This window comes from Roseivirga sp., assembly GCF_034669765.1.
Taxonomy (GTDB): domain Bacteria; phylum Bacteroidota; class Bacteroidia; order Cytophagales; family Cyclobacteriaceae; genus Roseivirga.
In genome coordinates this window covers 139316-166010 of record NZ_JAXMOQ010000006.1, presented here as the reverse complement: position 1 = coordinate 166010, position 26695 = coordinate 139316, and the positions used below count along the sequence as shown (strand labels likewise).

General features: G+C 39.1%; 22 protein-coding genes. 2 read left to right on the top strand and 20 right to left on the bottom strand.

The genetic code is table 11. From position 1 onward, the window contains the following. Positions 1-13 precede the first annotated feature (13 nt). A complete protein-coding gene (locus tag VOI17_RS13430) occupies positions 14-895 on the top strand; it encodes a YicC/YloC family endoribonuclease (protein ID WP_323757735.1) in 882 nt (293 codons plus the stop codon). A 72-nt stretch (positions 896-967) separates the two neighbouring features. Here VOI17_RS13430 and VOI17_RS13425 read toward each other — a convergent pair whose 3' ends face one another. From VOI17_RS13425 to VOI17_RS13350, 16 genes are all read right to left on the bottom strand, one after another. Beyond that, positions 968-1630, bottom strand: a complete 663-nt coding sequence (locus VOI17_RS13425; RefSeq protein WP_323757734.1) for an energy transducer TonB — start codon at positions 1628-1630, stop codon at positions 968-970. Between the two features lie 72 nt (positions 1631-1702). Further along, positions 1703-2377: an energy transducer TonB gene (locus tag VOI17_RS13420; protein WP_323757733.1), complete on the bottom strand. Its 675-nt coding sequence runs from the start codon at positions 2375-2377 to the stop codon at positions 1703-1705. Positions 2378-2524: 147 nt separating this feature from the next. Beyond that, positions 2525-3199 (bottom strand): energy transducer TonB, encoded by a 675-nt coding sequence (locus VOI17_RS13415; protein WP_323757732.1) that lies wholly within the window; start codon positions 3197-3199, stop codon positions 2525-2527. Positions 3200-3252: 53 nt separating this feature from the next. Further along, positions 3253-3621 (bottom strand): VanZ family protein, encoded by a 369-nt coding sequence (locus tag VOI17_RS13410; RefSeq protein WP_323757731.1) that lies wholly within the window; start codon positions 3619-3621, stop codon positions 3253-3255. Positions 3622-3635: 14 nt separating this feature from the next. Then, positions 3636-4016, bottom strand: coding sequence for a glycine cleavage system protein GcvH (gene gcvH / locus VOI17_RS13405; protein ID WP_323757730.1), 381 nt, complete (start codon positions 4014-4016; stop codon positions 3636-3638). Between the two features lie 54 nt (positions 4017-4070). Continuing rightward, positions 4071-11204: a cell surface protein SprA gene (gene sprA / locus VOI17_RS13400; RefSeq protein WP_323757729.1), complete on the bottom strand. Its 7134-nt coding sequence runs from the start codon at positions 11202-11204 to the stop codon at positions 4071-4073. A gap of 13 nt (positions 11205-11217) precedes the next feature. Further along, entirely contained in the window at positions 11218-11811 is a 594-nt protein-coding gene (gene ruvA / locus VOI17_RS13395; RefSeq protein ID WP_323757728.1) for a Holliday junction branch migration protein RuvA, read from the bottom strand. A 108-nt stretch (positions 11812-11919) separates the two neighbouring features. Next, on the bottom strand, positions 11920-13023 hold the full coding sequence (locus tag VOI17_RS13390; RefSeq protein ID WP_323757727.1) for a DUF4837 family protein: 1104 nt from the start codon (positions 13021-13023) through the stop codon (positions 11920-11922). Positions 13024-13112: 89 nt separating this feature from the next. Beyond that, positions 13113-14474, bottom strand: a complete 1362-nt coding sequence (locus VOI17_RS13385) for a lytic transglycosylase domain-containing protein (RefSeq protein ID WP_323757726.1) — start codon at positions 14472-14474, stop codon at positions 13113-13115. Positions 14475-14488: 14 nt separating this feature from the next. Beyond that, positions 14489-15913, bottom strand: coding sequence for an Asp-tRNA(Asn)/Glu-tRNA(Gln) amidotransferase subunit GatA (gene gatA / locus VOI17_RS13380; protein WP_323757725.1), 1425 nt, complete (start codon positions 15911-15913; stop codon positions 14489-14491). 3 nt (positions 15914-15916) lie between these two features. Further along, positions 15917-16123 (bottom strand): Sec-independent protein translocase subunit TatA/TatB, encoded by a 207-nt coding sequence (locus tag VOI17_RS13375; RefSeq protein ID WP_068414417.1) that lies wholly within the window; start codon positions 16121-16123, stop codon positions 15917-15919. Between the two features lie 167 nt (positions 16124-16290). Then, a complete protein-coding gene (locus VOI17_RS13370) occupies positions 16291-17478 on the bottom strand; it encodes a murein hydrolase activator EnvC family protein (RefSeq protein ID WP_323757724.1) in 1188 nt (395 codons plus the stop codon). Further along, positions 17465-18205 carry a DUF4292 domain-containing protein gene (locus tag VOI17_RS13365; RefSeq protein WP_323757723.1) on the bottom strand — a complete coding sequence of 247 codons (741 nt, stop codon included), beginning with the start codon at positions 18203-18205 and terminating at the stop codon, positions 17465-17467. The genes VOI17_RS13370 and VOI17_RS13365 overlap by 14 nt, the downstream gene beginning before the upstream one ends. A gap of 10 nt (positions 18206-18215) precedes the next feature. Next, a complete protein-coding gene (locus tag VOI17_RS13360) occupies positions 18216-19979 on the bottom strand; it encodes a tetratricopeptide repeat protein (protein WP_323757722.1) in 1764 nt (587 codons plus the stop codon). A 78-nt stretch (positions 19980-20057) separates the two neighbouring features. Next, positions 20058-21551 carry a lipopolysaccharide biosynthesis protein gene (locus VOI17_RS13355; protein ID WP_323757721.1) on the bottom strand — a complete coding sequence of 498 codons (1494 nt, stop codon included), beginning with the start codon at positions 21549-21551 and terminating at the stop codon, positions 20058-20060. Between the two features lie 127 nt (positions 21552-21678). Next, on the bottom strand, positions 21679-22464 hold the full coding sequence (locus VOI17_RS13350; protein ID WP_323757720.1) for an enoyl-CoA hydratase/isomerase family protein: 786 nt from the start codon (positions 22462-22464) through the stop codon (positions 21679-21681). A 184-nt stretch (positions 22465-22648) separates the two neighbouring features. Between VOI17_RS13350 and VOI17_RS13345 the strand changes: the two genes are divergently transcribed. Continuing rightward, entirely contained in the window at positions 22649-24100 is a 1452-nt protein-coding gene (locus VOI17_RS13345; protein ID WP_323757719.1) for an NADP-dependent isocitrate dehydrogenase, read from the top strand. 79 nt (positions 24101-24179) lie between these two features. On the opposite strand, the gene VOI17_RS13340 is transcribed toward VOI17_RS13345, so the two are convergent. The 4 genes from VOI17_RS13340 to VOI17_RS13325 form a co-directional block, all read right to left on the bottom strand. Beyond that, on the bottom strand, positions 24180-24683 hold the full coding sequence (locus VOI17_RS13340) for a hypothetical protein (protein ID WP_323757718.1): 504 nt from the start codon (positions 24681-24683) through the stop codon (positions 24180-24182). 224 nt (positions 24684-24907) lie between these two features. Further along, positions 24908-25201: a type II toxin-antitoxin system RelE/ParE family toxin gene (locus VOI17_RS13335; protein WP_323757717.1), complete on the bottom strand. Its 294-nt coding sequence runs from the start codon at positions 25199-25201 to the stop codon at positions 24908-24910. Beyond that, a complete protein-coding gene (locus VOI17_RS13330) occupies positions 25186-25425 on the bottom strand; it encodes a hypothetical protein (protein ID WP_323757716.1) in 240 nt (79 codons plus the stop codon). Before VOI17_RS13330 ends, VOI17_RS13335 begins: the two co-directional genes overlap by 16 nt. Before the next feature lie 253 nt (positions 25426-25678). Next, on the bottom strand, positions 25679-26629 hold the full coding sequence (locus tag VOI17_RS13325; protein WP_323757715.1) for an NAD-dependent epimerase/dehydratase family protein: 951 nt from the start codon (positions 26627-26629) through the stop codon (positions 25679-25681). Positions 26630-26695: the final 66 nt, after the last annotated feature.

The window sequence follows — 26695 nt, the reverse complement described above, 5'->3', positions numbered from 1 at the left end:
AAAACAAATTTCCATGCTTAAATCAATGACGGGCTACGGCCTATCTAAGGCGCAGAAAGGCGCTATGCAAGTTTCAGTTGAAATTCGCTCACTCAATTCTAAATTTCTTGATGCTCAAATTCGTCTACCAAGACATTTGCAAGACAAGGAACTTGAAATCAGGAATATATTGAATTCAGAGTTGGTTAGAGGTAAAGTGTCGGTGAGTATCGAAATGAGCTCAGACGATGCCGAAGCCTCAAAACAAGAGGTGAATCATGTCTTGTTCAAATCTTATTATAATGAATATGACCAGCTTGCCACTGAAGTTGGTGCAGAAAAGAGAGATCTTTTTAGGCTGGCTTTACACAGCCCAGAAGTAATGTCTGGCTCCGGTATTAATGAAGAGCTAATTGCCGAGCAATGGGGTTTCACTAAAGAGAATTTAATTGCTGCCATTGTGCATTGTAATCAATTTAGAGAGCAAGAAGGTGCAAAACTTCAATCTGAGCTTGAATCTTATATTCAAAATATTGGAAATTACTTGAATGATATCAAGGCAGTCGAAGGCGAAAGATTGGTGTCTATAAGAGAACGAATCGAAGGTCACCAAAAAGATTTGGTAGGGTCAGACCAGTTTGATGTCAATAGATTCGAACAAGAAATGATCTACTTTATCGAGAAACTGGACGTGAGTGAGGAGTTTGTTCGATTGAATGCACACCTTGATTACTTTTTGGAAATTTTAAAGGAGGCTAATTCGCAAGGGAAAAAATTGAATTTTATTTCTCAAGAAATTGGAAGGGAGATTAATACCATTGGCTCTAAGGCTAACTACGCGCCTATGCAGCGTTTTGTTGTGTGTATGAAGGATGAGTTAGAGAAAATCAAAGAGCAGCTCTTAAACATCATCTAAGCTTTGATGTGATTGAGTTGACGAGTTATATAAAAGGCCTGCTGCGGTAGCAGGCCTTTTGTGTTGTATGAATTAATTGAGTTTGAAATTTATCGTCACCTGTCTAGGCGATTTGACTGGAATTCCTCTCTGCAGACCCGGATTCCAACGTGGCGATTTGCTAAGCACACGAATGGCTTCTGCATTGCAATCTTTACTAATGCCTCTGATTACTTTTAGGTCAGAGATTTCGCCATTAGCCGCTACATAGAATGTCAGTACAACTTTCCCTTCGATTCTCGACTTTTGAGCATTTTTAGGGTATTTGAAATTCTTATTTAAGAACTTCACCCATGCTTCAGTTCCTCCAGGAAAGGAAGCTTGTTTTTCCACAGCGATAAATGGGTCTTCCGCTTTTTCGGGCTTCTCTGCTATAATTTCATCAGGCTCTAGACTTTCAAAATTATCGGGGTTTACTTCAAAGGTAAAGTCTATGATTTCATTCAGCTCTTCTACATTGGGAACCTCCAATAGTACAGGCTGTTGAATAGGTTTTGGCGGCTGCTGGGCCGTAATAGGAGGCTCATCAAATAGCCAAATGAGCTGTCCGTCAGTGGGTAAGATGGGGGGCTGTGTTGGAACAGTTTTGTATTCAAAAGCCGCTAGGCTAAGCCCCAAACTAATGGTTAATCCCATGAAGAGAAAAAGAGGTCTCTTTCCTTCAATATCTACTTGCGTGTTTTTTTTAATTTCCATGATGTTGTATTTAAACTAAATATATAGTTAATAAAGTGCTAAAAGAGCCCAAGTTCATTGGGCTCTTTGGTTTTACTTAAGTTGGAAAAGAATTCGAATTGACATTCTGGACTTAACAGCTCTACCTCTTTGCTTTCCAGGGGTCCATCTTGGAGATGACTCTAATACCCTAATTGCTTCTTCATTACAGCCTCCTCCAATTCCTCTTGTTACGGTGATATCTGATATTTTACCTTCTTTGTCCACAACAAAGGATAAAAATACTGATCCATCAATCCCCATTCTAGCGGCTGAGCGAGGGTAATTCAAGTTTTTCTTTAGGAACTTGGTCCATTCACCCTGACCACCTGGGAACTTTGCCTGCTCTTCAACAATCAAGTGTATTTCGTCAGCCACTTCTTCTTCGGGTTCTTCTTCAAAAACAATTTCTTCAATCTCAGTTTCTTCATTGATTTCCACATCCAAATTGATCTCGATTTCTTCTTCAATCTCTTCTTCGTCTGGGATTTCTATAATTTGAGGTTGCTGTTTTGGCGGAGGAAGTGGTGGTGGTTGTTCGGTGGGTGGGATTTCAATTAAATCTTCAAAATCGTCAGTTGCCATACCTAGGTCCATAAGGTCACCCTTTTCGTACTGCTTCCATTCAAAGGCTGCAAAGGTAATTCCAAGGCTAACCAACAAGCCAATAGCGAGGAACAAGCTTGATTTCCTGTTAATATCTGCTGAAGGAGATTTTTTAGTTTCCATAGTTTTATAATTTAGAGTTGAAAAATTCTACCACTTTCTTCAAAGATGTGTACCTGTGAAAGTTAATAACTAAACATACTCAATATAAAACTAAAAAACTAGTTATTGTGTAACTAAAAAAGCCCAAGGTCATTGGGCTTTTTTAGTTTACTTAAGTTTGAAAAGAATTCGGATGGCCATTCTTGATTTAACGGCTCTACCTCTTTGCTTTCCAGGAGTCCATCTTGGAGACGACTCTAATACTCTAATTGCTTCAGCATCACAGCCTCCACCAATTCCTCTTGTTACGGTAATATCTGACAGCTTACCTTCTTTGTCTACAACAAAGGATAAGAATACTGATCCTTCAATTCCCATTCTTGAAGCAGAACGAGGGTATTTTAGGTTTTTCTGTAAGAATTTATTCCATTCAGCGTCACCTCCAGGGAATTCAGCATTGTCTTCAACAATAAGGAAAATTTCATCTCCCACTTCCTCTTCAGGTTCTTCTTCAAAAACAATTTCTTCTACCTCTTGTTCTTCAGTAATTTCCACATCCAAATTGATCTCTATTTCTTCCTCGATCTCCTCTTCGTCAGGAATCTCAATGATTTGAGGTTGCTGTTTTACTGGGGGTGGGGGTGGTGGTTGTTCGGTTGGTGGGATTTCAATTAAATCTTCAAAATCGTCAGTAGCCATACCTAGGTCCATCAATTCACCTTTTTCAGTTTTTTTCCATTCAAAGGCAGTGAATGTAATACCAAGGCTCACTAGCAGACCTATTGCTAAGAATAGGCTGGACTTTTTGTTCAAGTCTGCTGACGGAGTCTTTTTAGCTTCCATAATCTCTTTTAGTTACACTTTTAAAACTATGACATTAGTTTGGTATTCGCAAACTAATATCTCATAAAAGTAGAAAAAACTACGACACCTACAATAGCTCCAATTGTATTTGCGAGCAAATCGTATATATCTGTCATTCTACCGGGAACAACGGACTGCAATAATTCTAAAACCAATCCATAAACTACGCATATAGTTAACGAACTCAACAGGTATTTGTTTTCAAGCCGTACTTTGTTCTTATTGTTTCTTTTACCCAGAAGTACTAAAAAACTTAGAATTCCAAAGACACCCAAATGGGCAATTTTGTCATATGAAAGTAATTTAGACTCTGGAAAAGAATCTTGTGGCAATAACATCAATACTGCCAAAACTATGGCCCAAGATAGGCTTGCCCAATACTGTTTAATAAACGAAGGCATTAGGCAAATTGGATCTATTGACCGATTAATGCTTTGTAAGTAGCCGCATCCATAAGACCTTCTACTTCTGAAGGATTACTCATGGTGATTTTGATCATCCAACCTTCTCCGTAAGGATCAGAATTCACCGTTTCAGGCGCGTCTTCAAGCTGGCTATTAAATTCTTTTACTTCACCCGAAAGTGGCATAAACAGGTCAGATACGGTTTTTACGGCTTCTACAGTACCGAATACCTCTTCTTTGTCAAGCGAATCTCCTTCTGTTTCAATTTCAACATAGACGATATCGCCTAGTTCGCTTTGTGCAAAATCAGTAATTCCAACTGTTGCTTCATCTCCTTCAACCTTTATCCACTCGTGATCTTTGGTATACAATAAGTTTTCTGGTATGTTCATTTCTCTAAAATAAATTCGATCAAAAATAAACGGAATATTGTGAAAAGTAAGCGTTTATTGAGACAAACTAAACCTAATTCTTCCACCAAAGGCAGTTCTAGCATTTAAGAAGCTTGTAGTCACTCTTGGTTCGTTTATATTCTTTTCAAAATAGAAGGCAACTTGGAGCGCATCGCTCACATTGTATTCTAATGTTGGGCTAAGTTGGAAGATTTTGATTCCCTCTGTAACGATACTGGATTCGCCAATTCTTCGCTGAACGGTTTTGCTATCACGTATGCTAAATGTCATGTTAAAGCGCAATTCGTTAGGAAGGGTTTCTTTTCTTCCTCTAATCCTGAAAGGGATTTTTACTCCTGCTTTTGTATAACCTAGCGTTACGCTGATATCGCTTGCCGATCGTTCTGTAACTTGAATATTAGACAAGTTGAGTGCAATGTTTCTTTCTTTGGAGTAATTGACGTCCAGATTCCAGCTATTGGTAGTTTTGAGGTTTATTCCTACCAGAGGCGAGAATTTCTCTGTAAGCACCACCTGTTGTGAAGTAAAGATGGGCACCAAATTACCGTCTTCATTGAACTGATTGGCCAAACCATAATCGTTTAATTGATTTTCCAAAGTGAGGTTGGATGTGTATAGGGCTGAGTTGATGTAATTGCTTACGCTGTACTGGCTACTGTAAGAATGTGTAAGGCTTACTGTACTGAACAGCTCTTTTATGGCATCAATTTTTGTTAGACCACGGTAGTTCATCGCCCAGCCTGGAATGGGAAGTCGAGGGAAAGCTGAAGTTTTGATTTCATCTGGGCTTTGCCCAGAATAGGCTGCTAAAAATGCTGGGATCACTACATCTTGCGAATTGACATCATAATTCCCTGAATCATTAGATTGGTCTAATCTCGATTTTAAAATATTTCTGTAAGTTTCAAAATTAGCAAATAGAGGTGAGTCATCATTGTTATCATCTTTTTCAAAAGCTGTTTTGAACATATTGTAAGAAACAATATAAGTACCCGTTCGATTTGGGTTGATGCTTAAGAATTCACCTGCCACATCGTCTCGTCTAAATATTTCCTGATAGTTTTCAGAGTGTGTTTTTCTTCCTGTAAGTGTTACCCTAAAATCGCCAAAAGGTTCTAATACCGTGGAGTAGTTGAAACTCATGTTTTTATCTTGGGTGAATGGGGCGGTCAGGAATGTACTCTGAGCATATAGCCCATCTCTGGCGAGTTGCGTTCGTATGGCAGCGTCTTGGCTACCTACAATAAAGCCGAGACTTGGACTTGTCATCTCTTTATCTAGCCCAAAAAGGAAAACGTCCGGCATATAACCCGGTAAAACGGTTCCTTGGGCTACCGAGTAATCAAAAGTGGCACTTCTCACCATCATAACCGCCCTGAGTAATGCCTTAAGTGCAGGCATCTGATCAATGGTCTTTTTTTGTTTGATAGAATCGTTTGTTGCTAATCCAGTAGGGCGGACCCTGCTTCGTGTTGGGGAGTTTATTTTCTTTAGCAGCCCAATGTTGTTATAGATCTTCTGGAAATCAATTTTGCCATTTAATTTGACTACGCGTGTGTTACCTGCGTAATTCCCTAAAGTATCGGCTTGACCAATGGCGCCAGCTTTCCAATTGTAGGTAGAAGCATAACCTACAGTAGAGTTTAGCCAGTTTGTAACGGGTATTTTTTCAAATGGTAGGGTATAGCTTGAATTGATTGTGTGTGTGTAATTCTTTATTCTTCCGAAGTTTTTGAAATTGGTCCATACAGAGTCCTTTTTTACTTCTGTATTAATATCCCCCTCTGGTTCATCAATAATGGCATTTACATTGGCAAAGTAATCTAGTGTCAAAGCTTTAGTTAGGTTCCAGTTTACAGCATAGCTTCTATCAAAAGTGAAAGATTTTTCAAAATAGGGGTCTATTCCGTCAGTGTTGAGGTCTGAGTTTCTTAACTGAGTTTTAAGAAAGCTTCGATTTACATTTCCATTGATAGTAATAGAGTTTGGTACCACATTGAAATTGACATCTTTAATAACTTGAAGCCATTTTGAACTCAAGAATCCAATGTTCTTGAATGGTTCTATAAACCATTCTTTAGGTTGATAACTGTAAGTAACAGCCCCTCTATAATTCTTGTAATCATAAGAAGCAGTATTAATGTTACTTCTCGTTATTTCATTATAAGCATAGGTGAAACTTAAATTCTCTATATCATAGATACGTTTTGGTGCATCTGCGCTTACCCTTCTTTTTCGAACATTAGAGAAGTTAAAACTCCTTCGTTTTGATTGATCAACCACCTTGTCATAGTAGGAGTCACGTTCTTCCTTGGACTCAAAAGAGTTAAGCACATCTTCAAGTGGTAAATCTGGGTCAAGAGGGTCGTATTGTGGAATGGCTCGTGAATTTTCTAAACTAAAATAGGCAGGGAGCTCAATGCCCCAGTTTTCTGGAAAGAACTTGCCTAGTTTAAGACTAGTGGAGATATCATACTGCGTAGTGTTTTCTCTACTTCTTTCAGAAATTTTGTCTGCTATTCCGCCAAAGCCAATAGATGAATGTCTTACTGATGCTGAAACGTTTCCGAAATCGGCCAACTGGGCATCGAACCTTGCATTGGCAGCTATACCTGATTTTGAGTCAAAATCTGTTACACGAAGCTCGTTGGCCCAAATGCAAAAACTCTTTGGTTCCAAATCTGGTGAACTCGGGTTTCTGACCCCAATCATTAGGGTTTGAACAGAACTTAAATCTGGTCGGCCAACTACTGTAATGTTGTAGCGACCTACTGTTTCGGTATAAGGTAAGCTTAGGTTGGCATTCCTGGCGTTTCGCTTTGACTTCACTTCATAAAGGCTACTAAAGGCCAAGTCGATTTCATTTTCTTCTGGCCAAATATCCAGAGGGGAGAACATCCCTGAAGGCGTCATGGTTAAAGGCACTTCGATCTCATAATAGTTTTCAGTAAAGTCGGTACCCAATCTTAGGAAGGCCGTTACCTCTCCTGGAGCAAGGTTATCTTGGCTGTCTCCATGTAAGAACATTTTGATTCTTCCATAGTTAACCATGTCTTGGCTGACGTTTTTGAATACCGCACGTGCATCTTTATCCCTCAGGTCTTCTACACAAAGCTGTAACGACTGCTCATTACGTCTTCTTTCGACAGCAGAGGTATTGTCTCTATCGCGTTGAATACCAGGAGGCAACACATAAGGAGGTCTGCCTTGACTGCCTTGGCTGTTTTCTTCAATTCCAACTACAGAAACCGTGAAGTTAGGGTCTGATGGTTCTGGAATTTCATTCAAATCTTTTTCGAATAGGCTTTCTTGGAATGTTCTCCACTGGCTTCCTACCAATCTGAAATTCACGAATCTAAGGACCACAGGTTCTTCAAAATCTGTAAAATAGGTACGCATATAACGAATGGACTTAAATCCATTGATGTTTCCTTGGACATAGTCTGGTTTTCTTACAGGAATCCTGAAAAGATACCAATTGACAACATCTCCATTGTCTCCAACAGCATTTGAAACCTTATCTACAATATTATTTTTTCCTACTTCGAGTTGTCCAGGTTTTAAGTTTAGCTCATAACCATAATATTCTTCTAGGTCGTTTAGAGTATTGTCTCGGTTCAAATCCTCATTGTCGGGTAAGTTGGTGGATGATGGGGTGTAAAGTTGATTTCCGTTATTTACTGGGCTGTTCCCTTCCAGTCCATTAAAGTTTTTATATCGCTCCAGCACTTTGGCGTCTTTTACGTCTAAATCGTCTCCCAAATAATACTGGAAATTATCGGCTGAGGGATCTGCTTCAATTTGCTGTTTGGCAGTACTATTGACATTAAGTGAACTCAAATAATTGGCAAAAAAGGTAAGCTCATCAGAAGACTTTAATCCGTCTAACCCTACATCTTGATTTGCCCTTGCTTCCCCCGAATTGTCAAAAGCTGGATTCAAGTAAGGCTGGCGTGTAACTCGGCCCCACTCATTTTCTACTACATTTTCAATACTTGGATCTCCATTGGCGGGAAGACCTTGCTCGAAAGCATGTCGTTCATCTTTCATTAGATCCTCCGAAATACTACCGAGGTTTAAGATGAACTTACCCCCTGTTGTATTTGCTTTCGGAGTATTGATTCCATCATCAATAAACCCTCTTGGGTTACCTGGCGTGCCGTTGGTTGAATTGATAAATGGATCCATCATCCAAAATTCGATGTATTCAATATTGGTTTTATCAAAATCAACTTCATTCGAAATGGCTCGTGTAATGGCCCCAAAGTTTGATTTTGGATTAGGTAGAAAGCCTTCTGAGGTCAGGTAGGGGTTGTAATTATATATACCTCTTTCCGATGGGTAATAGGCCAAGTCGAAAGAAGGCTCATTCACAATGATTTGTTGTGCATCTCTTTTAATTACTTCATTCTGACCAACAGAACGCACATAATGGTTTTCTAAATCTATGGAAGTAATATTCTCCGGTCTCGACCTCCCTGTGTTTCTGTAGATTACATTATCAATGGTATACCAAGCCACTTTCGCCCTTTTATAGTTGGCGCCAAGTCGATTGGCCGTTTCATTGCTTTTGTCGAACCTGTTGTCATCTGTTTTGGGAGTGGCTCCGAATTTCCAACTGGTAGGGTTATTCAAACTGAATGGCGTAACAGTAGACTCAAAATCGTCAATATAAGAAGTGCCAACCCCCTCCACTTTATTGGAAGTGCCTGGGATAAGCTGCGCCATTTCGCCACTGAAAGTAATGGTAGAAGGGGCTTTGGTATCAATGAAGGGTAACGCATCCACCATTCGGGTAAGCAAACGAGATTCATCACTATAATTTACATCGAGCCCCCAAACGGTATTGTTTACGGGTTCATTGCCAATACCTACTCTGGTCATTTGCGGACGCTCATTCAAATTGAGGAAGGTAAAACCAAAATTAGTTTTTGGGTTGAGAACATAGTCCAGCCGTGTTCCAACCAATGTGCGCGACTGAAAATTAAATAGGTCGGCTTTTTCATAATTCACCCTGATTTTCTTTCCTGAATTTAGAATGGAAGGGTTGATAATATTCACTTTCCCTAATGAGTAATCTACGGTAAAGTCTGAGCCTTCTTGGAGTGGCGTATTTCCAGCGGATACTTGTACACTACCCGGTGCTATTTGAAAAGCATTGAGGTTAATTTCGTTTGAGGAACCTGATTGTAGACTTCCTTTGATATAAAATTTATTGAGTCGAGATACCAATTCGGCATCTGCTTTGGTGGTGCGGTAAAGAGTATCATAGACATATTTATCTACTAAGAATTGTTCTCCTGTAGCAAATTTACTCTCTAAGGTTCGCCCAAAAGGTTCGAGCACAGGGAATAACATATATCCACGTTCGGTATTGATTGTAATGTCTTCTACAAAGTCAAAATTGGCATCTGGCTGAGGGTCTCCGCTTTGGTTGAGTTTGTCCAAACCAAAGGTTCTGATGAGTGGGACATCTTTGGTGTTTTCACCTTCGTGAAGACTTGGGTTGTCAATTCCTGTTTTGTCGTCCCGATAAATTACCCTGAGCTGAAAGGCTTCTTTACTAATATTTGAAGCGTTGAGGTTATAGATATTTTTCATCATCAGATCCCATGTGGGTACTCTAGTGTTGATTTTACTTGGGCGAAGTAGTTTCAAGAAGATGGCCTCACTTTCTGCTCTGTTTTGATAGTCCTCTGTCAGCTCTCCAACTTTATATCTTCTTCCTTGGTAATTATATTCGTAGGAAACGGCCAATACTTCATCGCTTTGTAATTGTCTACTCAATGAAATAAACCCGAGCTGACTGTTAAAATAGTATTCGGATGGATCAAGTTTTCTAGCGCCTGTCACTCTTTCAAAGTCGAGGGCTTTTTCCAAGCCTTTTTCATTTTCCAATACGGAACTCAGTTGGTCGGCTTGACGCAAACGTGGGTCGTTAATTAGGTTTTGATATAAGCTGTTGGCATCGTTGGTCGTAGGTGAATTTGGTGTGCCATTTCCCACAAAAGCGTTGTTTTCTCTATATATCTTATCGCCTTCACCCAAATCCATGAAAGCCGCAAAATTTCTAAGTGTTTGTGTGTTGTTGGTTCTGTTGAGTACATAAACTTCGACCCTTGTTACTTGCAGACCAGAGATTACTGAAGGGATGCTTCGCAACCAGTTTTCATAATTATCTCTAAAAAACTGACCTAAGAAGAAGTGTCTGTTTTCATCATAATCTGAAGCCCTGATTTCAAATTCATTTCTTTGAATTCCTCCTTCAATTTCGATAGACTGAGATTGGCCACGTTGCGTGGCTGCCAAAGTGGTGACATATAACCGTCCAAATTGTAATTGGGTTTTAAAGCCAAAAAGGTTTTGAGCACCACTGATCAGGCTATTGGCTACTGGTAAACTCACATCACCGAGTTCAATGGTCTTGATAATATCAGATTCTAGCCCAGCGAACTCTACTTTTAGCTGATTCTCAAAATCGAAGGAATTACTGTTATCAAAGTTGGCTCCGATTTTGAGTTTGGAACCGATTGTTCCTTGCAAGCTCATTTCAATATTCTGGTCAAACTCGAACCCACCCGTTCGCTGTTGTCTGATGGGGATTGCTGGGTTGTCTACTCTTTGGAACTGCCCTCCAAAATCTAACTGCACAAAGCCACTGGTTTGAATGTTGATTTCGTCCCCGCCAAACAGTCGATCAAAAAATGGGCTTAAGGCAATAGGAGGGATAAGTTGTCCACGGTTGCTCACTGCGCTTTCTCCATCCTGTGCCTTTGCTTTTTCGGCCAAAAATTCTCTGGTTCCCTGTTCTTCTCTTTCTTGTAATGCAACATTAAATGGAATGAACATAGGAGGACCTAAGAACTGACTACCAAACTTTTCACTATACACTAAGGATTTACTTGTATCTAACTGGTATTCTCGATTGTAAAAATTGAGGTTATTAAAAAGTAGTGGTGATTTTAATCTCCTATTAGTGAGTGGATCACCAACACGGAACCTTAATCCAAAGTTAGGGTATGATACTTTTTGGTATTGAGTCGTGTCTGAACTGATTCTAGTCGTATCCTGAGTTTGCTGTTCATGGGCATAGGTTTCAGTGGCACCACCTAAAAAGGTGAGCCCAATCAAAATCAGGAGTAATATTTTGACGGTTTGATTGATCAAGTCTTCCTAAAAATCAGGCAGCTTTCAGTGCCAGTTTGATCAATTCTTCAAGGGAAATTTGACCTTCAGAATTTTTCAAAATTTTGTCAATACTTTTTTGTGCAGCCACCTTATTGATGCCTAGAGTTACTAACGCAGCTAAAGCTTCGTTTCTTATAGTATTAATTGAGGAAGAGGTAATATTTCCACCCCCTATATCATTTGACTCTTTTCCTACTTTGTCTTTTAGCTCTAAAATTACCCTTTGAGCCGTTTTGGCACCTACACCCTTTACACTTTGAATTGTGGCCACATTTTCAGTGGCAATGGCATTCACGATTTCTGAGGGGCTTAATGATGATAAAAACATGAGGCCTATGGATGGGCCAATGCCTGAAATGGAAATTAATTGAGTAAACAGTTTTTTTTCAGGTTCATCGGCAAAGCCGTAAAGCACTTGAATATCTTCCTTAACATGGAAATAAGTAAAGAGTTTGCACTGTTCTTCGTCCTTAATGTGGGAGTAGGTATTTAGCGATATTTTAATTTCATAACCAACTCCTTGAATATCAATGATTACAAAAGTTGGGTCCTTATAGGCAAGCTTACCTTTTATATATGCAAACATAGATTCTGATTGTGACTTGAGTATAAAAAAAGGCAAGTTGAACCTGCCTTCGCTTAAATTTAAGAATATTCAAGTAAAATCAATGTCGGCAATCCTAAAATAGCCGATTTAGGATGGATTATCTACTGCTCTGAATGTGGTCAGTATTGATTCCATTTGTCGGATTAGCTCACGGTGTGCTTCGTTCGGATGAATAATAAAGCCCTCGATGTAGTATAGTCTGTTCGTTTTCTCGTCCACAAAAGTATAACTGATAAAAGTGCCTCCAACAGAATAATTATTTGTTTTCCATGCACCACGCATCTCCACGGTGTATTTTCCATCGAAAGTAATATCTCTGAAAACAGGTCGCATAAATTCCGTTTCGGTAATCATGAAGGATTCTTTGTTGTCAGGATCACCATAGATGTACTTTTTTCCTACTTCGTTTCGGAGTTTTATAACATTTTCATGGGTGAATTCATCCTGAGATTTGTAGTCTTTAAAATAGACGAAAATATTTTTACTTGGCCCTCTGGAAGGTAAATAACGTGACCACATAAAGTCATCAGCAGTGGTGGCCAATTCAAAACCCACAGGGATTTTAATGTAATAATTAAATTTGTTTCTGATTTGATCAGAAATGGCTCTTGAATCAATAGAGGATCGAATGTCAGTGGCCAACCTTTCTCTTTCAGCCATATTGAAGTAGTTTCTGATAATCCCTCCATTTTCTTTCAAATGATTGATTAAATCCTGATCAGTTTTACCAAATAGGTTAAGTATCTTTTGCCCTTTGGCGTACTGATTTTCAGAAGTATTCATGAACAAATCTGACTCATTTGCTATTCGGTCTTTAAAGCTATCCGGAAGAATGCCTTTGAGATATTTGTCCGCAGGAGTAGTGCCATCGAGGGTGGTTATGTACACCACATTTCTTGAAAGTTGAAAAATTCTATTGTACTGAAAGGGCTCGATAACTCGTGTGGTGAATGACGGTTCTGTTCTGTTTAAACCAGGTACAGAAGCGTGAAAAACTTCTTTCAAGGCTTCTCCGAGTGGGCCTTCCCACTTCTCTTTGTTCATCACAATCACTAATTCCCCAGATTGCCCTGTAGCATCAGGTAAAAGGTTGGGGTTCATTTTTTTTGATTCCTCACCTTCTTGATCCGATTTGCTTCCGCAACTTGATATGGATAGGAGAATCAGTGCTAGAAATAAGAGCTTTTTCATAAACTATTAGTTTAGTTGGTTGTGTCAAGAAAGGTAATATGAAATGGATTTGCAAACAATATCTACTAAATATTTAGTTGGCAACTAACTTAACCTATTTTCAGCTTCATTCCTGGTTTTAGGCTGCTAGTGTTCAGGTCATTTAACTCTTTAATTCGCTCAATTGTTAAGCCTTCATACATTCTTGATATATCCCACAATGTATCTCCAGGCTCAACCGTATACTCCTTCGAATTAGGAATAGGCTGATTCAAGACTCTTTTTGTAGAGACTACTGTGTTGTTTGAAAGAAAATCTGGACCTGTGTAGATGTCCAGTTTTTGGCCCACCTTGATCATTGACCCTTTTATGTTGTTCCATGCCCTTAGGTCTTCAATTCGCACTTGGTGTTTTCTAGCAATAGTGCCCAATACATCACCACTTGATACTCTGTAGCTCACTTTTTCTTTACCGAAAGTACTACCTGGCATATTGGAAGCCATTTTTTCAAATTCCTTTCGTCCTTCCTCGGCCTTTACTAAAATGTTTTCACGATTAGTTTCAAATAATGCCATTCCATCTCTTGGGATTTTTAGTTTAAAACCTTTAGCATTGGCAGGAAGGGCTCCTTTCTTGATGGCTGGGTTTAGTTTTTCTATGGTGTTCAAATCCATTCCGCTTTCTTCTGCGAAGGCCTTCAAGTACACGAATTGGGTTACTTCAACTTCTTCAAAGTCGATAGGGTATAGAATGTTATCAACAAATAAATTATGTTCGTCCGCATATTCCATCGCATATAAAATGGCTGCGAACTGTGGTACATACGATCTTGTTTCTCTTGGTAAATATTTATAAACTTCCCAGAAATCATCCTTGTTAGATCGCCTCATGGCCCTTTGCACATTGCCGATACCACTGTTGTAGGCAGCTAGTGTCATTTTCCAATCTCCTAAAATGCCATATAACCATTTGATGTATTGACAGGCAGCCTCAGTAGATTTTTCTGGATCCATTCGCTCATCAATGTACCAGTCAATCTGTAATCCTTGCTGTTTTGCCGTAGGGGACATAAACTGCCATAAGCCAACGGCTTTGGGGCCCGAAGTAGCTATAGGGTTTAGCCCAGATTCAATAATTGGTAAGTATTTAAGCTCTTCAGGGAGGTCGTATTTCTTAAGGTACTTTTCGAAAATAGGGAAGTAGATTTCTCTACGTCTAAGCATTTCACGTGTGTACTCTCTGTTTCTCACCGTAAAGTAATTAATAAACGCCTTGACCTGATCATTGAAAGAGATGTCGATTTCAAGGTCTAGATTGTTATAACGGCTTTGTAGTTCTTCATAAGAAAAGTCAGGAGCATAGTCGTAACTAGGCTTGAATTCTTCTGGTATGGTATCGTTGGTTGCATAGCCCTTTTGCGCAAAGGAAAATGAGATAATTAGCAGTAATAATACCCAGTGTAATCGCTTCATTGTATAGCGTCTGTTCAAATGTTTTGAATCAAGTTTCTCGAAAATGCAAAAAGTTTGGCTTCTTGAAAAGCCGCGGATATAATTTGTAGACCAATAGGCATTCCTTCTTCATCTTTTCCAACAGGAATGGATATAGCGGGAAGCCCAGAGATGGAGGCTTGCACAGTAAATAAATCGGCCATATAGACTTCAATCGGGCTTTTAGTATGTTCTCCCAATTTGAACGCAGTAGTTGGTGTCGTTGGTATGATAATAAAATCATATTCCGAAAGAATTTTTTCCGTAGCCTCTTTTATTAACTTTCGAGCCTTCTGTGCTTTCGTAAAATATGCATCGTAATAATCGGCACTTAATACAAAAGTCCCCAACATAATTCTTCTTCTGGCCTCCTCTCCAAAACCTTCTGTTCTAGAGTTTTTATATAGTGATTCTAGGTCAGAAATATCCAAACTTCTATGGCCATAACGAATGCCATCGTAACGGCTTAAGTTTGAACTTACTTCGGCTGTAGTCAGAATATAATAAGTAGGCAAAATATAATCGAGCAAAGGAAAGCTCACGGCTTCAACCGTATGTCCTGCTTCTTTTAAGTTAGTAATCTGACTTTCAAAAGCAGCTTTAATCTCTGATTGAAGTGCTTCCGTTTCAAGTGCTTCTTGTAAATAGGCTACTTTGAAGCTGCTTTTATTTTCTAAGCCTTGATAATAATTGGGTACTTCTCTGGAAGAAGAAGTCGAGTCGTTTTCGTCTTTTCCAGCGATCACCTCCAATACTCTAGCACTGTCTTCAATACTCTTCGAGAAGATGCCGATGCTATCGAAAGAGGAGGCATAGGCCAACAGTCCCCAACGTGAAATTCTTGAATAAGTGGGTTTGAGCCCCACTACGCCACAAAATGCTGCAGGTTGCCTTACAGATCCTCCAGTGTCAGTGCCAAGAGAAATATGGCACATGTCGGCTTGAACAGCAACTGCAGAGCCTCCAGAAGAGCCTCCAGCTACTTTGCTTTGATCAAGCGCGTTTTTAGCAGGTCCATAAAACGAATTCTCATTGGATGATCCCATCCCAAATTCATCACAGTTTTGGCGTCCTATTAAAATGGCGTCTTCCTGAAGGAGTTTTTCAACGGCTGTCGCTGAAAATTGAGATTCAAAATTTTGGAGAATTTTACTTGCACCACTGATTTTGTGGTCTTGGTAGCAGATTAAATCTTTAATGCCAAAAATTAAGCCGGCAAGTTTGCCGGCTTTGTTTTCTTTGATCTTAAGATCAATAATATCTGCCTTTTGCAAAGCTTCCTTACTGTAAACTTCTACAAAAGCATTTAGATCCGAATGAACCTTAATGTTATTTAAATAGTGTTCAACAAGCGCTTTGCAAGAAGTTATTCCAAGTCTAATATCTTTTTGAATCTCATCAAGAGTATGATAAGATTTCAATTATTAATTAGCTTGTTTATCAATTTCTTTACCTGCATCGTCTACCTCTTTCTTAATTTCTTTGGTAGCATCTTTGAATTCTCTGATGCCTTTTCCCATTCCTCTTGCGAGATCTGGAATTTTCTTAGCACCGAAAAGAAGTAAGATAACAAATACGATGAAAATCATTTCTGGAGTTCCTGGCATACCTAGTGCGAAAATTGTTTGCATGATTACCTACTTTAAAATTTAGACTTCAAAGATAGCTAAAAACTATCTAGGAAGTAAAGGGATTCGTGTTTGTTGTGTAAACGGAATTTAATTGCTAGGGTTAAAATCTGTTGACTTTATTTTTTAACAAGCGATCAATTCCCATTTAAATGAACATTAAGGACGCTTTATTTTGTTCGTTTTTGAAGCCATATTTCTGGATTCAGGGTTGCTTTTTCGAAATGAACCCTGAACTTGACCTGAGAGATATTGTCTTTATCGGTAAGCACTTGCCCTAGGTTTTGCCCTGCCTGAACTTGATCTCCCTTTTTAATAACGACCGTTTTTAATTTTGAGTATACCGTAAAATACTCTCCATGTTGAATCAATACACTGTTTCCTAATCCTGGGACAGACAACACGCTACTTACCTTCCCTGGGAATACAGCCTTTACCATAGCGTTTTCAGAGGTTTGAATATCCACCCCAAAGTTATTAATGGTAATTGTTTTGATAGTCGGGTGGCGGTGTTCACCAAATTTGGAAGAAACAAACCCCTGATCTACAGGCCAAGGCAGTTTACCTTTTTCTTTGGCAAAGGACTCTGTAAGCTTTGTCATATCAACTGAACCTAGCAAAGCTGCCTTTCTTTCTTCTTCAATAATTGCTTCAATACGCTCCGATAATTGCTTTTCAGCCTTTTTTTGCTCTTCTAGTTCTTTCTTAATCCTTTGCTCGTCTTGGGTTAGCTTGGTGATTAAATCTTTTTGATCTCCCCTGAGCTCTTCAAGTTTATTGCTTTCTGTAAGCTCATCATTAAGTAGCGACTGCTTGCTTTTTCTCTGGCTTTCAATTTCCGCAATTTGCAAACCGATACTGCTTTGAACAATTTGGATTTGATCTGCTTGTTTTTTTCGTGCTTCAGAATACTGTTTGATGTACTTCATTCTCATGAACAGCTGATTGAAGGTGGAAGAGGCAAAAAGGAAAGTCATCTCGTTAAAGCCTTTGCTGGTTTTTTGAGTGGTGTAGATCATTTCTGCATACTCTTTTTTAAGCTGCGAAAGGTCATTTTCCATCGCTTGGATAATGGCAAGATTTTCAGAAATTTCACTGTCCAGCAAACTCACTTCGCCTTTGATGGCGCCAATTAAAGAAGAACGGGTTTGAATCTGCTCATTAAGTGCTCTTAAGCGCCCTATACTGCTATTTTTCTTGGTGGAAGTTTGAGAAAGGATACGTTCAGTTTCCTGTATTTTCTTTAGAATTTCACTCTTCTGAGTTTCTAATGTCTTTCTCTGGTCTTGAGCTGCGCTGTCAAAACCTGTAAATAGGAAAAATATAGAAAGGGTTAAAAATACCCTATTTACGCTCATAGCTCTCTGGTATACTAAAAGGAAATGTAAGTGGATCTTCTTCAATTCTGGCCCTGTTGTGCTCAATATCTATCGTAATTTCGCCTTTTTTATTGTCTTTGAAGTATTGTAATACCATATCTGCTTTAAAAGCGAACACAAACTGTTCAAGCATATTGAAATCAGTATACTTTAACTCAAGCGTGTTTTTACTCTTTACTGTGCTTGCAGTAAGCTTTTCTAGCTTTTTGGTTTTGTTACCAATTTGGTTCATTAAAGTAAGGTCTCCAATTCTTTGAACAATCGTGAACTGATTAGCTTGGGCAACAATATCGTCTTCTTCGCTTTGGGCAATTGGCATGTCTCCAATGAGCACAGATTGAAAAAGGTCGAAATTCAATTCAAAATTAAATTTTTCACTTAGTCCTTGAAAGCTGTAGGCATAATAGGTTTTGTTCACCCTGTCGATCATAATGAGCGAATCTTGGGTGATTATTCCTCTGGCACCTTCAATCCCCAAACCTGGTGTTAGTCTGAACCAGATCAAACTATCTTTTCTTACACGAATATCGGCAGTGGCTTTGGTCTTCGATTCTCCATCCTTAAACTTAAACTTAGTTTTGGTTGAGAAGTATTCAAAAGGAATTTCAGCTACTTGAAATTCTTCTTTAACTCTTGTGTTTGTACCTAGGAAAGTGCTTTTACACGACTCTAAAAAGAAAGCCGAAAAAACAATGAGGAGGAGCAATGCGGCTCTGTTAATAGTACTTTTTGTCTGCAATTTTTTTGTCGATTTTATCGGAAGTATTCCCTGTGTTTTTCGCTTTTTTCCATTGCTCAACAGCCGCATCAATTTGGTTTAACATAAAAAGATTATCGCCATAAACTTCTAAAAGCCCTCCAGTAATATTGGCTGGGTTTTGCTTTATAAAATTCTCAATCAACTGTTTTGCTTCTGCAAATCTACCCAATTGAAACAAAACCTTAGCTTTCACATGAAATAAATCACCATCCAATGGATATTCCTTGATTAAGTCATCTGCAAGTACAAGTACATCTTCAATGACTTTCTGCTCTTTACTTTCATTTAAGTAGCGTAACATAAGATTAATAGCCTCTCTATCCGCTTTACCTGAAGCAACGGGGATTTGAAATGTTGTTCGGTTCTCTTTGATATTTTCTTCTTCCAGTGCAAATTCTAGTTTCTTTGATCTGATCTTGTTCGTCAAGGACTCATCATTTCTGGCCAATTTTAAGGCTTGATCGAAAGCCATGTTCGCTTCTTCTTTATCTCCTTTGCTACTGTAAAGCTGGGCGCTTCCGTAGTAATAATAGAATAGGCCTTGGTTAGGGAAATAGCTCAAAGCATCTTCGCTATTGATAAGTAAGACGTCCCAAGAGTTTTGATTATAAGCCTTAGTCAGCAGTTGGTTCCAAACTTCGTAGTCAGATGGATTAAGGTCCTTTAGCTGATTTAATGCAGTGAACGCTTGCGTTTCATAGGCCGCCTTATCTTGCGAATTCGCCTTTTCAGCCAAAGCGCTATAGACTTTTTCTCCCGTTTTAATCACTTCAACATCGTTGGGATATATAGAGTACAGCGTTTTTTGTTGCTGATCTAAAAAGGAGAGCGAAATTTTGTCCGATCCTGTTGCCGATAAGTTGGACATTAATAGAAGTTTCGAGCTAAGGTCTGCTTCTTTATCCATCATGATTTCTGAAATCATTGGCTTAGCCGCCTCAAAATCACCTTCTTCTAACTTTAGGTTAATTAAGAGGAAATTAGAAGATGTCGATATTTTTGTTGAATTGAGAATGTCTGCCGCTTCTGTTTTATTACCCGTTGAAGCCAGTAAATCAGCGTACTCTAATTTATAACTTTCATTTCCAGGGAAGTCTTCCGTTAGTTTTTTCAGCATGTTCAATGCTTCTTTTTTCTTTCCCGCCTGAAGGAGTAACTCCTTTTTTTGAGTGGTGAATTTATTGGGGGTATTGTATTTTTCTTCTGTTAACTCAAGCATTTTGATAGCTCCATCGTAATTGCCTAAACCCACATATACATCAGCGAGATCCAATAAATACTCGCGATAATCCGTAGCGTTTTTAAGCATCAGTTCATACTCTGAAGCGGCTGCTTGCAGGTTGCTCTGCGACTTATGGAGTTGTGCTGCAAGGATGTAATAGAATTTATTGTCGGGCTTAATCTCTTGCGCCTTCTTAATTGATTTCAAACCGTTGTCATACTTTCTTTGGATTAAAAAGATTTCACCCAATTTAAAGTAAGCCGCATGGTTGTCTTTATCGATTTCTAAGGATTGCTCTAGAAAAGCGATGGCCCTTTCATAGTCTTCTAACAGGTAGAATTTCTGGGCATCGATCATTAAGTATTCAGCATTGGCCCTTTCGTATTTAGAAACCTCTTTGCTCTCTTTTCCCTTCTTTTCTTGCGCAATAGCTTCAGTGCTACTACAAAACAGTAACAGGGTGAAAATGAAGGGGTAAAAACGGAGGTATTTGTTCACAATATTCTTCAATTCTTCAAGAAACGCATTTTAAGTGGGCTATGTTTAAGCTTTCTGATGAATGTAAGAACAGTTATTTTATTGGCGTTTTTCAACTGTTTTGTACTTAAAACCACGTCCTTCCAAAAGATAAATAGCAACAAAAAAGGCAAGTGTAACAAATATGTCTATTCCATATTGACCCCATGCGTTGGAAATTGAAATTAGGTTTGATCCATAAATTACCCCAACAGCAATGATCAAATACAGAAATAACTTTTTGAAATCGTAAGGTATAGGGAAGACTTTTCGGCCTTTATAATAGCACATGGCGCACATTACTGCGTAACAAACCAATGCTGAAATGGCAGATCCAAAATACCCAATGGAAGGGATTCGCACCAGCCACAAATGTCCAACAAGCGTGATTAACGCGCCTATGGCTGTGAAATAGGTACCATAAATGGTTTTGTCTTTGATTTTAAACCACACACTGAGGTTTACATACACGCCAAAAAACAGCTTCCCAATCAATAACACTGGCAATACATAGAGTGCGGCTTTGTATCCCGGTCGGCCTAAAAAGACATCCGCTATTAATTCAATGTTTACGGCAATGGCCACCATAATGGCAATATTGAATACCACAAAATAGTGCATCACTTTGGCGAATAGCGTTGGTGCTTCCTTGTTTTCAGCATGAGAGAAGAAGAAAGGCTCACCAGCATAGCGGAAGGCCTGTATTCCAAGCATCATCAATACACTCAGCTTAAATGCACTACCGTATACTCCTAGCTCCTTCTCTGGATTATCAAAAAGGAAGCTAAAAAGGATGGTGTACCCTTGATCATTGAACATGGCCGCCAATCCCATTAAGAAAATAGGGAATGAGTAAGCCAAAATAGGTTTGAATGCCGACCATTTAAATCGGATTCTGATTTGCCCCAATTCTTTAAACAGCATTGGGATGTACAAGCTATTAGCAATAAGGTTGGCAAGGAAAATATAGCCAACACCCATTTCTGGATTATATATTTTTTGAACCCAAGGTTGTAAGACGGTTAAATATTCTCCATCGGCAATTGCGGGAAAGGCCAATAAGAACAGTAAGTTCAAACCGATGGTGACGGCAATTACAGTAAGTCGAATTACCGCAAATTTTATAGGTCGATCATCCAATCGCAGTTTTGCAAAAGGAATTGAAACGATGGCATCTATAAATACGATGACGGCTAAATACTGTAAATATTCTGGATGATCCGAGGCGGCTGTGAAATTTGCTAGCGATGCAGCATCGAAATAGATGAAGCCAGAGAAAATTATACTGGTGAATAGAATAGCCGTTGCCGTATAATGGTAGGCATCAATGGACTTGTTTTTCGTTGTAAACCTGAAAAACGAGGTTTCTAAACCGTAAGTGTAGATAATGTTCAGAAAAGCAGCAATACCATAAAGGTGGATGACTACACCATATTCTTGTTCTGGAAGAATTCTGGTATAGAACGGCACCAAAGCAAAATTGAGCACTCTGCCCAAAATGCTACTGATGCCGTAATAAGCCGTTTGGCTCGCCAATTTTTTGATTTGACTCATAAAGCGAAGCTAAAAGAATTTATGCTTTGAGCCATAAATGAATTTACGATTTAGGATTTTTGATTGAACGCCAAACCATTTATAATGTTATGCTTTTTCGTTAAATCCTGCATTTTGAACTAGCTTATTATTCTCCCTTAAAATCTGGCTTTCTTTTCTCCAAGAAAGCGTTTGTGCCCTCATTGAAATCTTCGGTTTTCACACAATTAGCAAAACTATTCGCCTCAGTCTGGTAGCCATCAATGTCGTTTGTATAAACTGCATTAATACATTCGATTACCATTCCAACAGCCAAAGGTGCTTTGCTTGTGATTCTGCCAAGAAGTTCTTCTGCCTTTTGAAGACCAGCAGCTTTACTTTCAACTACATGATTTACTAAACCCAAGGTTTTTGCTTCGTCAGCTTTCACCATATCGCCAGACATGGCCAGCTCAAATGCTTTTCCTTTACCAACCAATTGAGTCAGTCTTTGCGTTCCTCCAAAACCAGGAATGATGCCAAGGTTTACTTCTGGAAGACCGAATTTCGCATTTTCAGTAGCGATGCGGATGTGGCAAGCCATGGCCAATTCACATCCTCCGCCTAATGCAAAACCATTCACTAAAGCGACTACCGGCTTATGGCAGTTTTCTATACTGGCAAAAACTTCTTGTCCCTGTTCTGAGAATTTTCTTGAGTTTAATTCTGAAAGTTCGGCTATTTCGGAAATGTCCGCGCCTGCTACAAAAGCTTTTTCACCTTCTCCAGTAATGATTACTGCCTTAATATCGGCCGAATCGTAAATCTCCTGGAAGGCCTCTCCAATCTCTTCAACAGTCTTGATGTTAAGAGCGTTTAGCTTGTCGGGCCTACTAATGGTGAGGTAAACGACCCCGTCTTTATTTTCGAATTTTATATTCTGGTATGAGTCCATTGCTAAGTTGAGTAAGGTGCAAAGATAGTAGCAATGTGAGAAAACTAAAAAGGCTAAAGCAAGGTTAAGTGTTTGAATCAAAATATATGATGAGCGGAAGGCGATAAATTTGGCTTTTAATTCCTTTTAAAACCTTCCTTTGATACCTTTGCAGCCGTTCAAGAAAAAACACATTCAAGCACTTATGGAAACACAAAATAGAATTACAGTCGCTTATGGTGATGGAATTGGTCCAGAAATTATGGATGCCACCATTCGTATTATGGATGCCGCCAATGTAGGTTTGGGCTATGATGTGATTGAAATCGGTGAAAAAGTGTACAAAGCAGGACATAAATCAGGCATCAGCCCTGAGTCTTGGGAAACACTGAGAAAGAATAAAGTCTTGCTTAAAGCACCTATAACCACACCTCAGGGTGGTGGTTATAAGAGTTTGAATGTAACCATCAGGAAATCCCTTGGATTATTTGCGAACGTTAGGCCATTTAGAGCTTACCCTCCATTTGTGCCGTCACACTTCCCTCATATGGATTTAGTGATTGTTCGTGAAAACGAAGAAGATTTATATGCTGGAATCGAGCATCAGCAAACGAGTGAGGTTGTTCAGACTTTGAAATTGATCTCAGAGCCAGGTTCAGAAAAAATTATCAGATACGCTTTTGAGTATGCCAGAGCATATGGTAGAAAAAAAGTAACCTGTATGACCAAGGATAATATTATGAAGCATACTGATGGTATGTTCCACAGAATATTTAATGAAGTAAGACTTGAATACCCAGAAATTCAGTCGGATCATTGGATTATTGATATTGGATCGGCTGTAGTAGCGGCTCGTCCAGAGTCTTTGGACGTAGTGGTGACCTTGAATTTATATGGAGATATTATTTCTGACATTGCTGCGGAAGTAGCAGGTTCAGTGGGAATGGCAGGTTCGGCCAATATTGGAACAAATTATTCTATGTTCGAAGCCATTCATGGCTCGGCACCAGATATTGCGGGTCAGGACATGGCCAATCCATCTGGTTTGTTGAATGGTGCATTTATGATGCTAGTTCAGTTGGGTAAAGCCGATAAAGCCGAGTTAATCCAAAATGCTTGGTTGAAAACTTTAGAAGACGGAATCCATACAGGTGATGTTTATAGACTGAACCGAAGTGTGAAGAAAGTAGGCACTAGAGAGTTTGCCGATGCCGTAATCGAAAGATTGGGTCAAGTACCTGAGAAATTGAAAGCGGTAAAGTATAACCCAGATGTGAAAATTCAAGTGGTTGTGCCTGAAAAACCAGCCAAGAAGAAAGAATTGGTTGGGGTTGATGTATTTATCGATTGGAGAGAAGGTACGCGTGATGCCAATGAAATTGGTGATCGATTACTGAAAAACGTTTCTACTGATAAATTGAAATTAGACCAAGTATCGAACCGTGGTGTGGTGGTTTACCCGAATGGAATGGACGAAATTTTTAAGTCAGACCATTGGAGATGTAGATTTACACATCCAGAAGGAGGGACGCTAGATAATGCCGATATTATTGAAATTCTAGAGCGTGTTCAAAAAGAAGGTTTCGACTTTATTAAAACAGAACATTTATATCACTTCGATGGCGAAAGAGGTTATTCTTTAAGCCAAGGAGAATAGGAAGATTTTATCTTGATTAATTTTCACGAATGTCTTGGGCCTGCTTTTGGCTCAAGACATTTTTTTTAACCCTGTTTTATCAAAAATTCTCATCTGTATTGATGCTATACTTACCACTGTCCTTCAACGGGTACTCTTGATCGTTTTCATCCTTAAAGATTACATCAAAAGAAATCTGCCACTGGTTATCATTGGTTTTTGAAGCAGAAATAATTGCTTTTTGTAAGCTGAACTCACTAAATGAACAAAAACAGGACCTACGATAAGCCGCATTGATTACCCCATCCTCATCTCTATTAGTACTATTGTAGGTAAATGAAGTGCTGCCTTTAGGTATTTCTAAATAGAAATACTCAAACAATTCATCATCGGCAATGTCTTCATCTTCTTCGTGTACATAAGTGTATCTAAATACCATGTTTTCTCCTTCTGAAACCACTGGTATCTGAGGGTTATCAGGCTCGTATGTTATAAACTCTAGTTTACGTTCTTTTTGGAATTCTCTATATACGCGAGATGGAGTTACTTTTTCGCAAGAAGAAAGAACGGTTAGGAGTAAAATAGGAGCAATTAGTTTTTTCATACCTGTTTAGACACGGGTAACCTAGATTAGGTTGGCTGGAACAATAATCAATTAGGGTTTTAATGATTTAGGTGCTTACCTAATCTCGTGTTAAGTCACCTCGCAGAGGTCTTTTTCAGTAACACAGATAAGAAGACTTTTCAAACGGACAGCGTCCTTGTATTCATAGTTGGTCACAGGTCCTGCCTAAGGGCAGGTAAATCGGAGAACCTGCGACAGTGGGGTCAAAACTTTATTTTTTGAGGATCTTGTCGACTATCCCAAAAAGACAAAATATGCAGCGATTCGTCTTTGACCTCATAGAAAATTAAGTAGTCACGAATAATTTTAATTCGAACATTAGGGATGTCGGTTTTACGGCCAACATCAGGATTGGAGATAATTAAGTTTATTGCTTCTTTGATCAGCGTATTGAGTTTTAAACTGTAGGTTTTGCTTTTGTTACGGTTGAGCCAGTATTCAAGAACTGATTTACGTTCTGCCTGTGCTTTTGGAGACCAAATTACTTGCTTAACCATTGGTCAATTTCATCATCGGCTTTTTCAGACGAAATGCCATTTCCTTTAGAAATCATTTGTTGTGATTCAGCAACCACTTGTTTTTGAGCATCAGACGTTAGATAAATGGTGTCGTCAAAATTAACAGCTAAAAGTCTGTAAACTTCCTCAAGTACATTAGGGTCTGTAATAGATTTGATCTTTTCAATCAGTCTATTGACATGCTGTTCTTCGGATTGAATCATGAAATCAAGATATAAATAATTTCAGAAGATTCCTGATTAGATTGGGATTAAGACATTTTTTTGAGTTCTAGTTTCGTCAAAAAGATAAACTCCCAAAGAAAAACTGATGATTGTCTGTCATTCGTCTTAATAATAGCGGACAGAGTCCTTGTGTCCATAAGTAGTCACAGGTTCAGAGAACCTGCGAAAGTAGGCTGGGTAGATAAATCGGAGCACCTGCGACAGTGGTGACTAATGACTAATAAACCAATCCCTAAAACTTATCCAAAATTGGTGGTAGGTTCTCAAGGATGTCTTCAGTCATGGCATCAAGGCTGAAATCGTGTTTCCAACCCCAATCTGCTCTGGCTTGAGAATCGTCAATGGTGTTTGGCCAGCTATCGGCTATGGCCTGACGGAAGTCTGGCGCATAATCGATTTCGAATTCAGGCATTTGCTTTTGAATAGAGGCTGCCATTTCTTTTGGCGTAAAGCTAATGGCCGACAAGTTGTAGCTAGAGCGTACTTTCACTTGCTCTGCTGGTGCTTGCATTAAGTCGATGGTCGCCTTAATCGCATCCGGCATATACATCATTGGCAAGGCCGTGTCTTCTTTCAAGAAACAGGTAAATTTCTCTCCCTTTAATGCTTTGTGATAAATCTCTACAGCGTAATCTGTGGTTCCACCACCTGGTAATGATTTGTAGCCGATAAGTCCTGGGTACCTAATGCTTCGAACGTCCACACCGTATTTCTCGAAGTAGTACTCACACCATCTTTCGCCAGCGAGTTTACTAATGCCATACACGGTATTGGGGTCTTTCTCGCAGAATTGAGGCGTATTGTCCAGAGGGGTGTTCGGCCCGAAAACGGCAATAGAACTTGGCCAGTAAATTTTGTCTAGTTTTTTCTCTTTGGCCAACTCCAACACATTCAATAAGCTGGTCATGTTCAAGTTCCAAGCCCATTGAGGGTTAGATTCGCCTTTGGCAGAAAGGATGGCCGCCAAATGATAAATCTGTGTGATCGAATGTCTTTCAACAACTTCCTTTAACTGAGCCGCATTCATTACATCTAGTTTTTCGAAAGTAAAACCAGCAATGTTGGCGTGAGGCGAAGAAATGTCAGAAGCAATGATGTTTTCGTTTCCAAAAACCTCACCGAGCGCAATAGTCAGTTCCGATCCTAATTGTCCACTCGCTCCGATGATAAGTACTCTAGTCATTTGCTTCTTAATTTTAGTTGTAATCGTTGAATCAGAAATCTATTCTTCTTTTTCTGCTTTAAGAAT

Bases quoted from the DNA above. Each gene is read 5' to 3' on its own strand.
- VOI17_RS13350 (WP_323757720.1), bottom strand. From the start codon at position 22,464: ATGGACTCATACCAGAATATAAAATTCGAAAATAAAGACGGGGTCGTT.
- VOI17_RS13415 (WP_323757732.1), bottom strand. From the start codon at position 3,199: ATGGAAGCTAAAAAGACTCCGTCAGCAGACTTGAACAAAAAGTCCAGC.
- VOI17_RS13385 (WP_323757726.1), bottom strand. From the start codon at position 14,474: ATGAAGCGATTACACTGGGTATTATTACTGCTAATTATCTCATTTTCC.
- VOI17_RS13340 (WP_323757718.1), bottom strand. From the start codon at position 24,683: ATGAAAAAACTAATTGCTCCTATTTTACTCCTAACCGTTCTTTCTTCT.
- VOI17_RS13335 (WP_323757717.1), bottom strand. From the start codon at position 25,201: ATGGTTAAGCAAGTAATTTGGTCTCCAAAAGCACAGGCAGAACGTAAA.
- gcvH (WP_323757730.1), bottom strand. From the start codon at position 4,016: ATGAACATACCAGAAAACTTATTGTATACCAAAGATCACGAGTGGATA.
- VOI17_RS13330 (WP_323757716.1), bottom strand. From the start codon at position 25,425: ATGATTCAATCCGAAGAACAGCATGTCAATAGACTGATTGAAAAGATC.
- VOI17_RS13325 (WP_323757715.1), bottom strand. From the start codon at position 26,629: ATGACTAGAGTACTTATCATCGGAGCGAGTGGACAATTAGGATCGGAA.
- VOI17_RS13425 (WP_323757734.1), bottom strand. From the start codon at position 1,630: ATGGAAATTAAAAAAAACACGCAAGTAGATATTGAAGGAAAGAGACCT.
- VOI17_RS13390 (WP_323757727.1), bottom strand. From the start codon at position 13,023: ATGAAAAAGCTCTTATTTCTAGCACTGATTCTCCTATCCATATCAAGT.
- VOI17_RS13410 (WP_323757731.1), bottom strand. From the start codon at position 3,621: ATGCCTTCGTTTATTAAACAGTATTGGGCAAGCCTATCTTGGGCCATA.
- VOI17_RS13375 (WP_068414417.1), bottom strand. From the start codon at position 16,123: ATGCAAACAATTTTCGCACTAGGTATGCCAGGAACTCCAGAAATGATT.
- VOI17_RS13370 (WP_323757724.1), bottom strand. From the start codon at position 17,478: ATGAGCGTAAATAGGGTATTTTTAACCCTTTCTATATTTTTCCTATTT.
- VOI17_RS13420 (WP_323757733.1), bottom strand. From the start codon at position 2,377: ATGGAAACTAAAAAATCTCCTTCAGCAGATATTAACAGGAAATCAAGC.
- VOI17_RS13355 (WP_323757721.1), bottom strand. From the start codon at position 21,551: ATGAGTCAAATCAAAAAATTGGCGAGCCAAACGGCTTATTACGGCATC.
- VOI17_RS13430 (WP_323757735.1), top strand. From the start codon at position 14: ATGCTTAAATCAATGACGGGCTACGGCCTATCTAAGGCGCAGAAAGGC.
- VOI17_RS13345 (WP_323757719.1), top strand. From the start codon at position 22,649: ATGGAAACACAAAATAGAATTACAGTCGCTTATGGTGATGGAATTGGT.
- ruvA (WP_323757728.1), bottom strand. From the start codon at position 11,811: ATGTTTGCATATATAAAAGGTAAGCTTGCCTATAAGGACCCAACTTTT.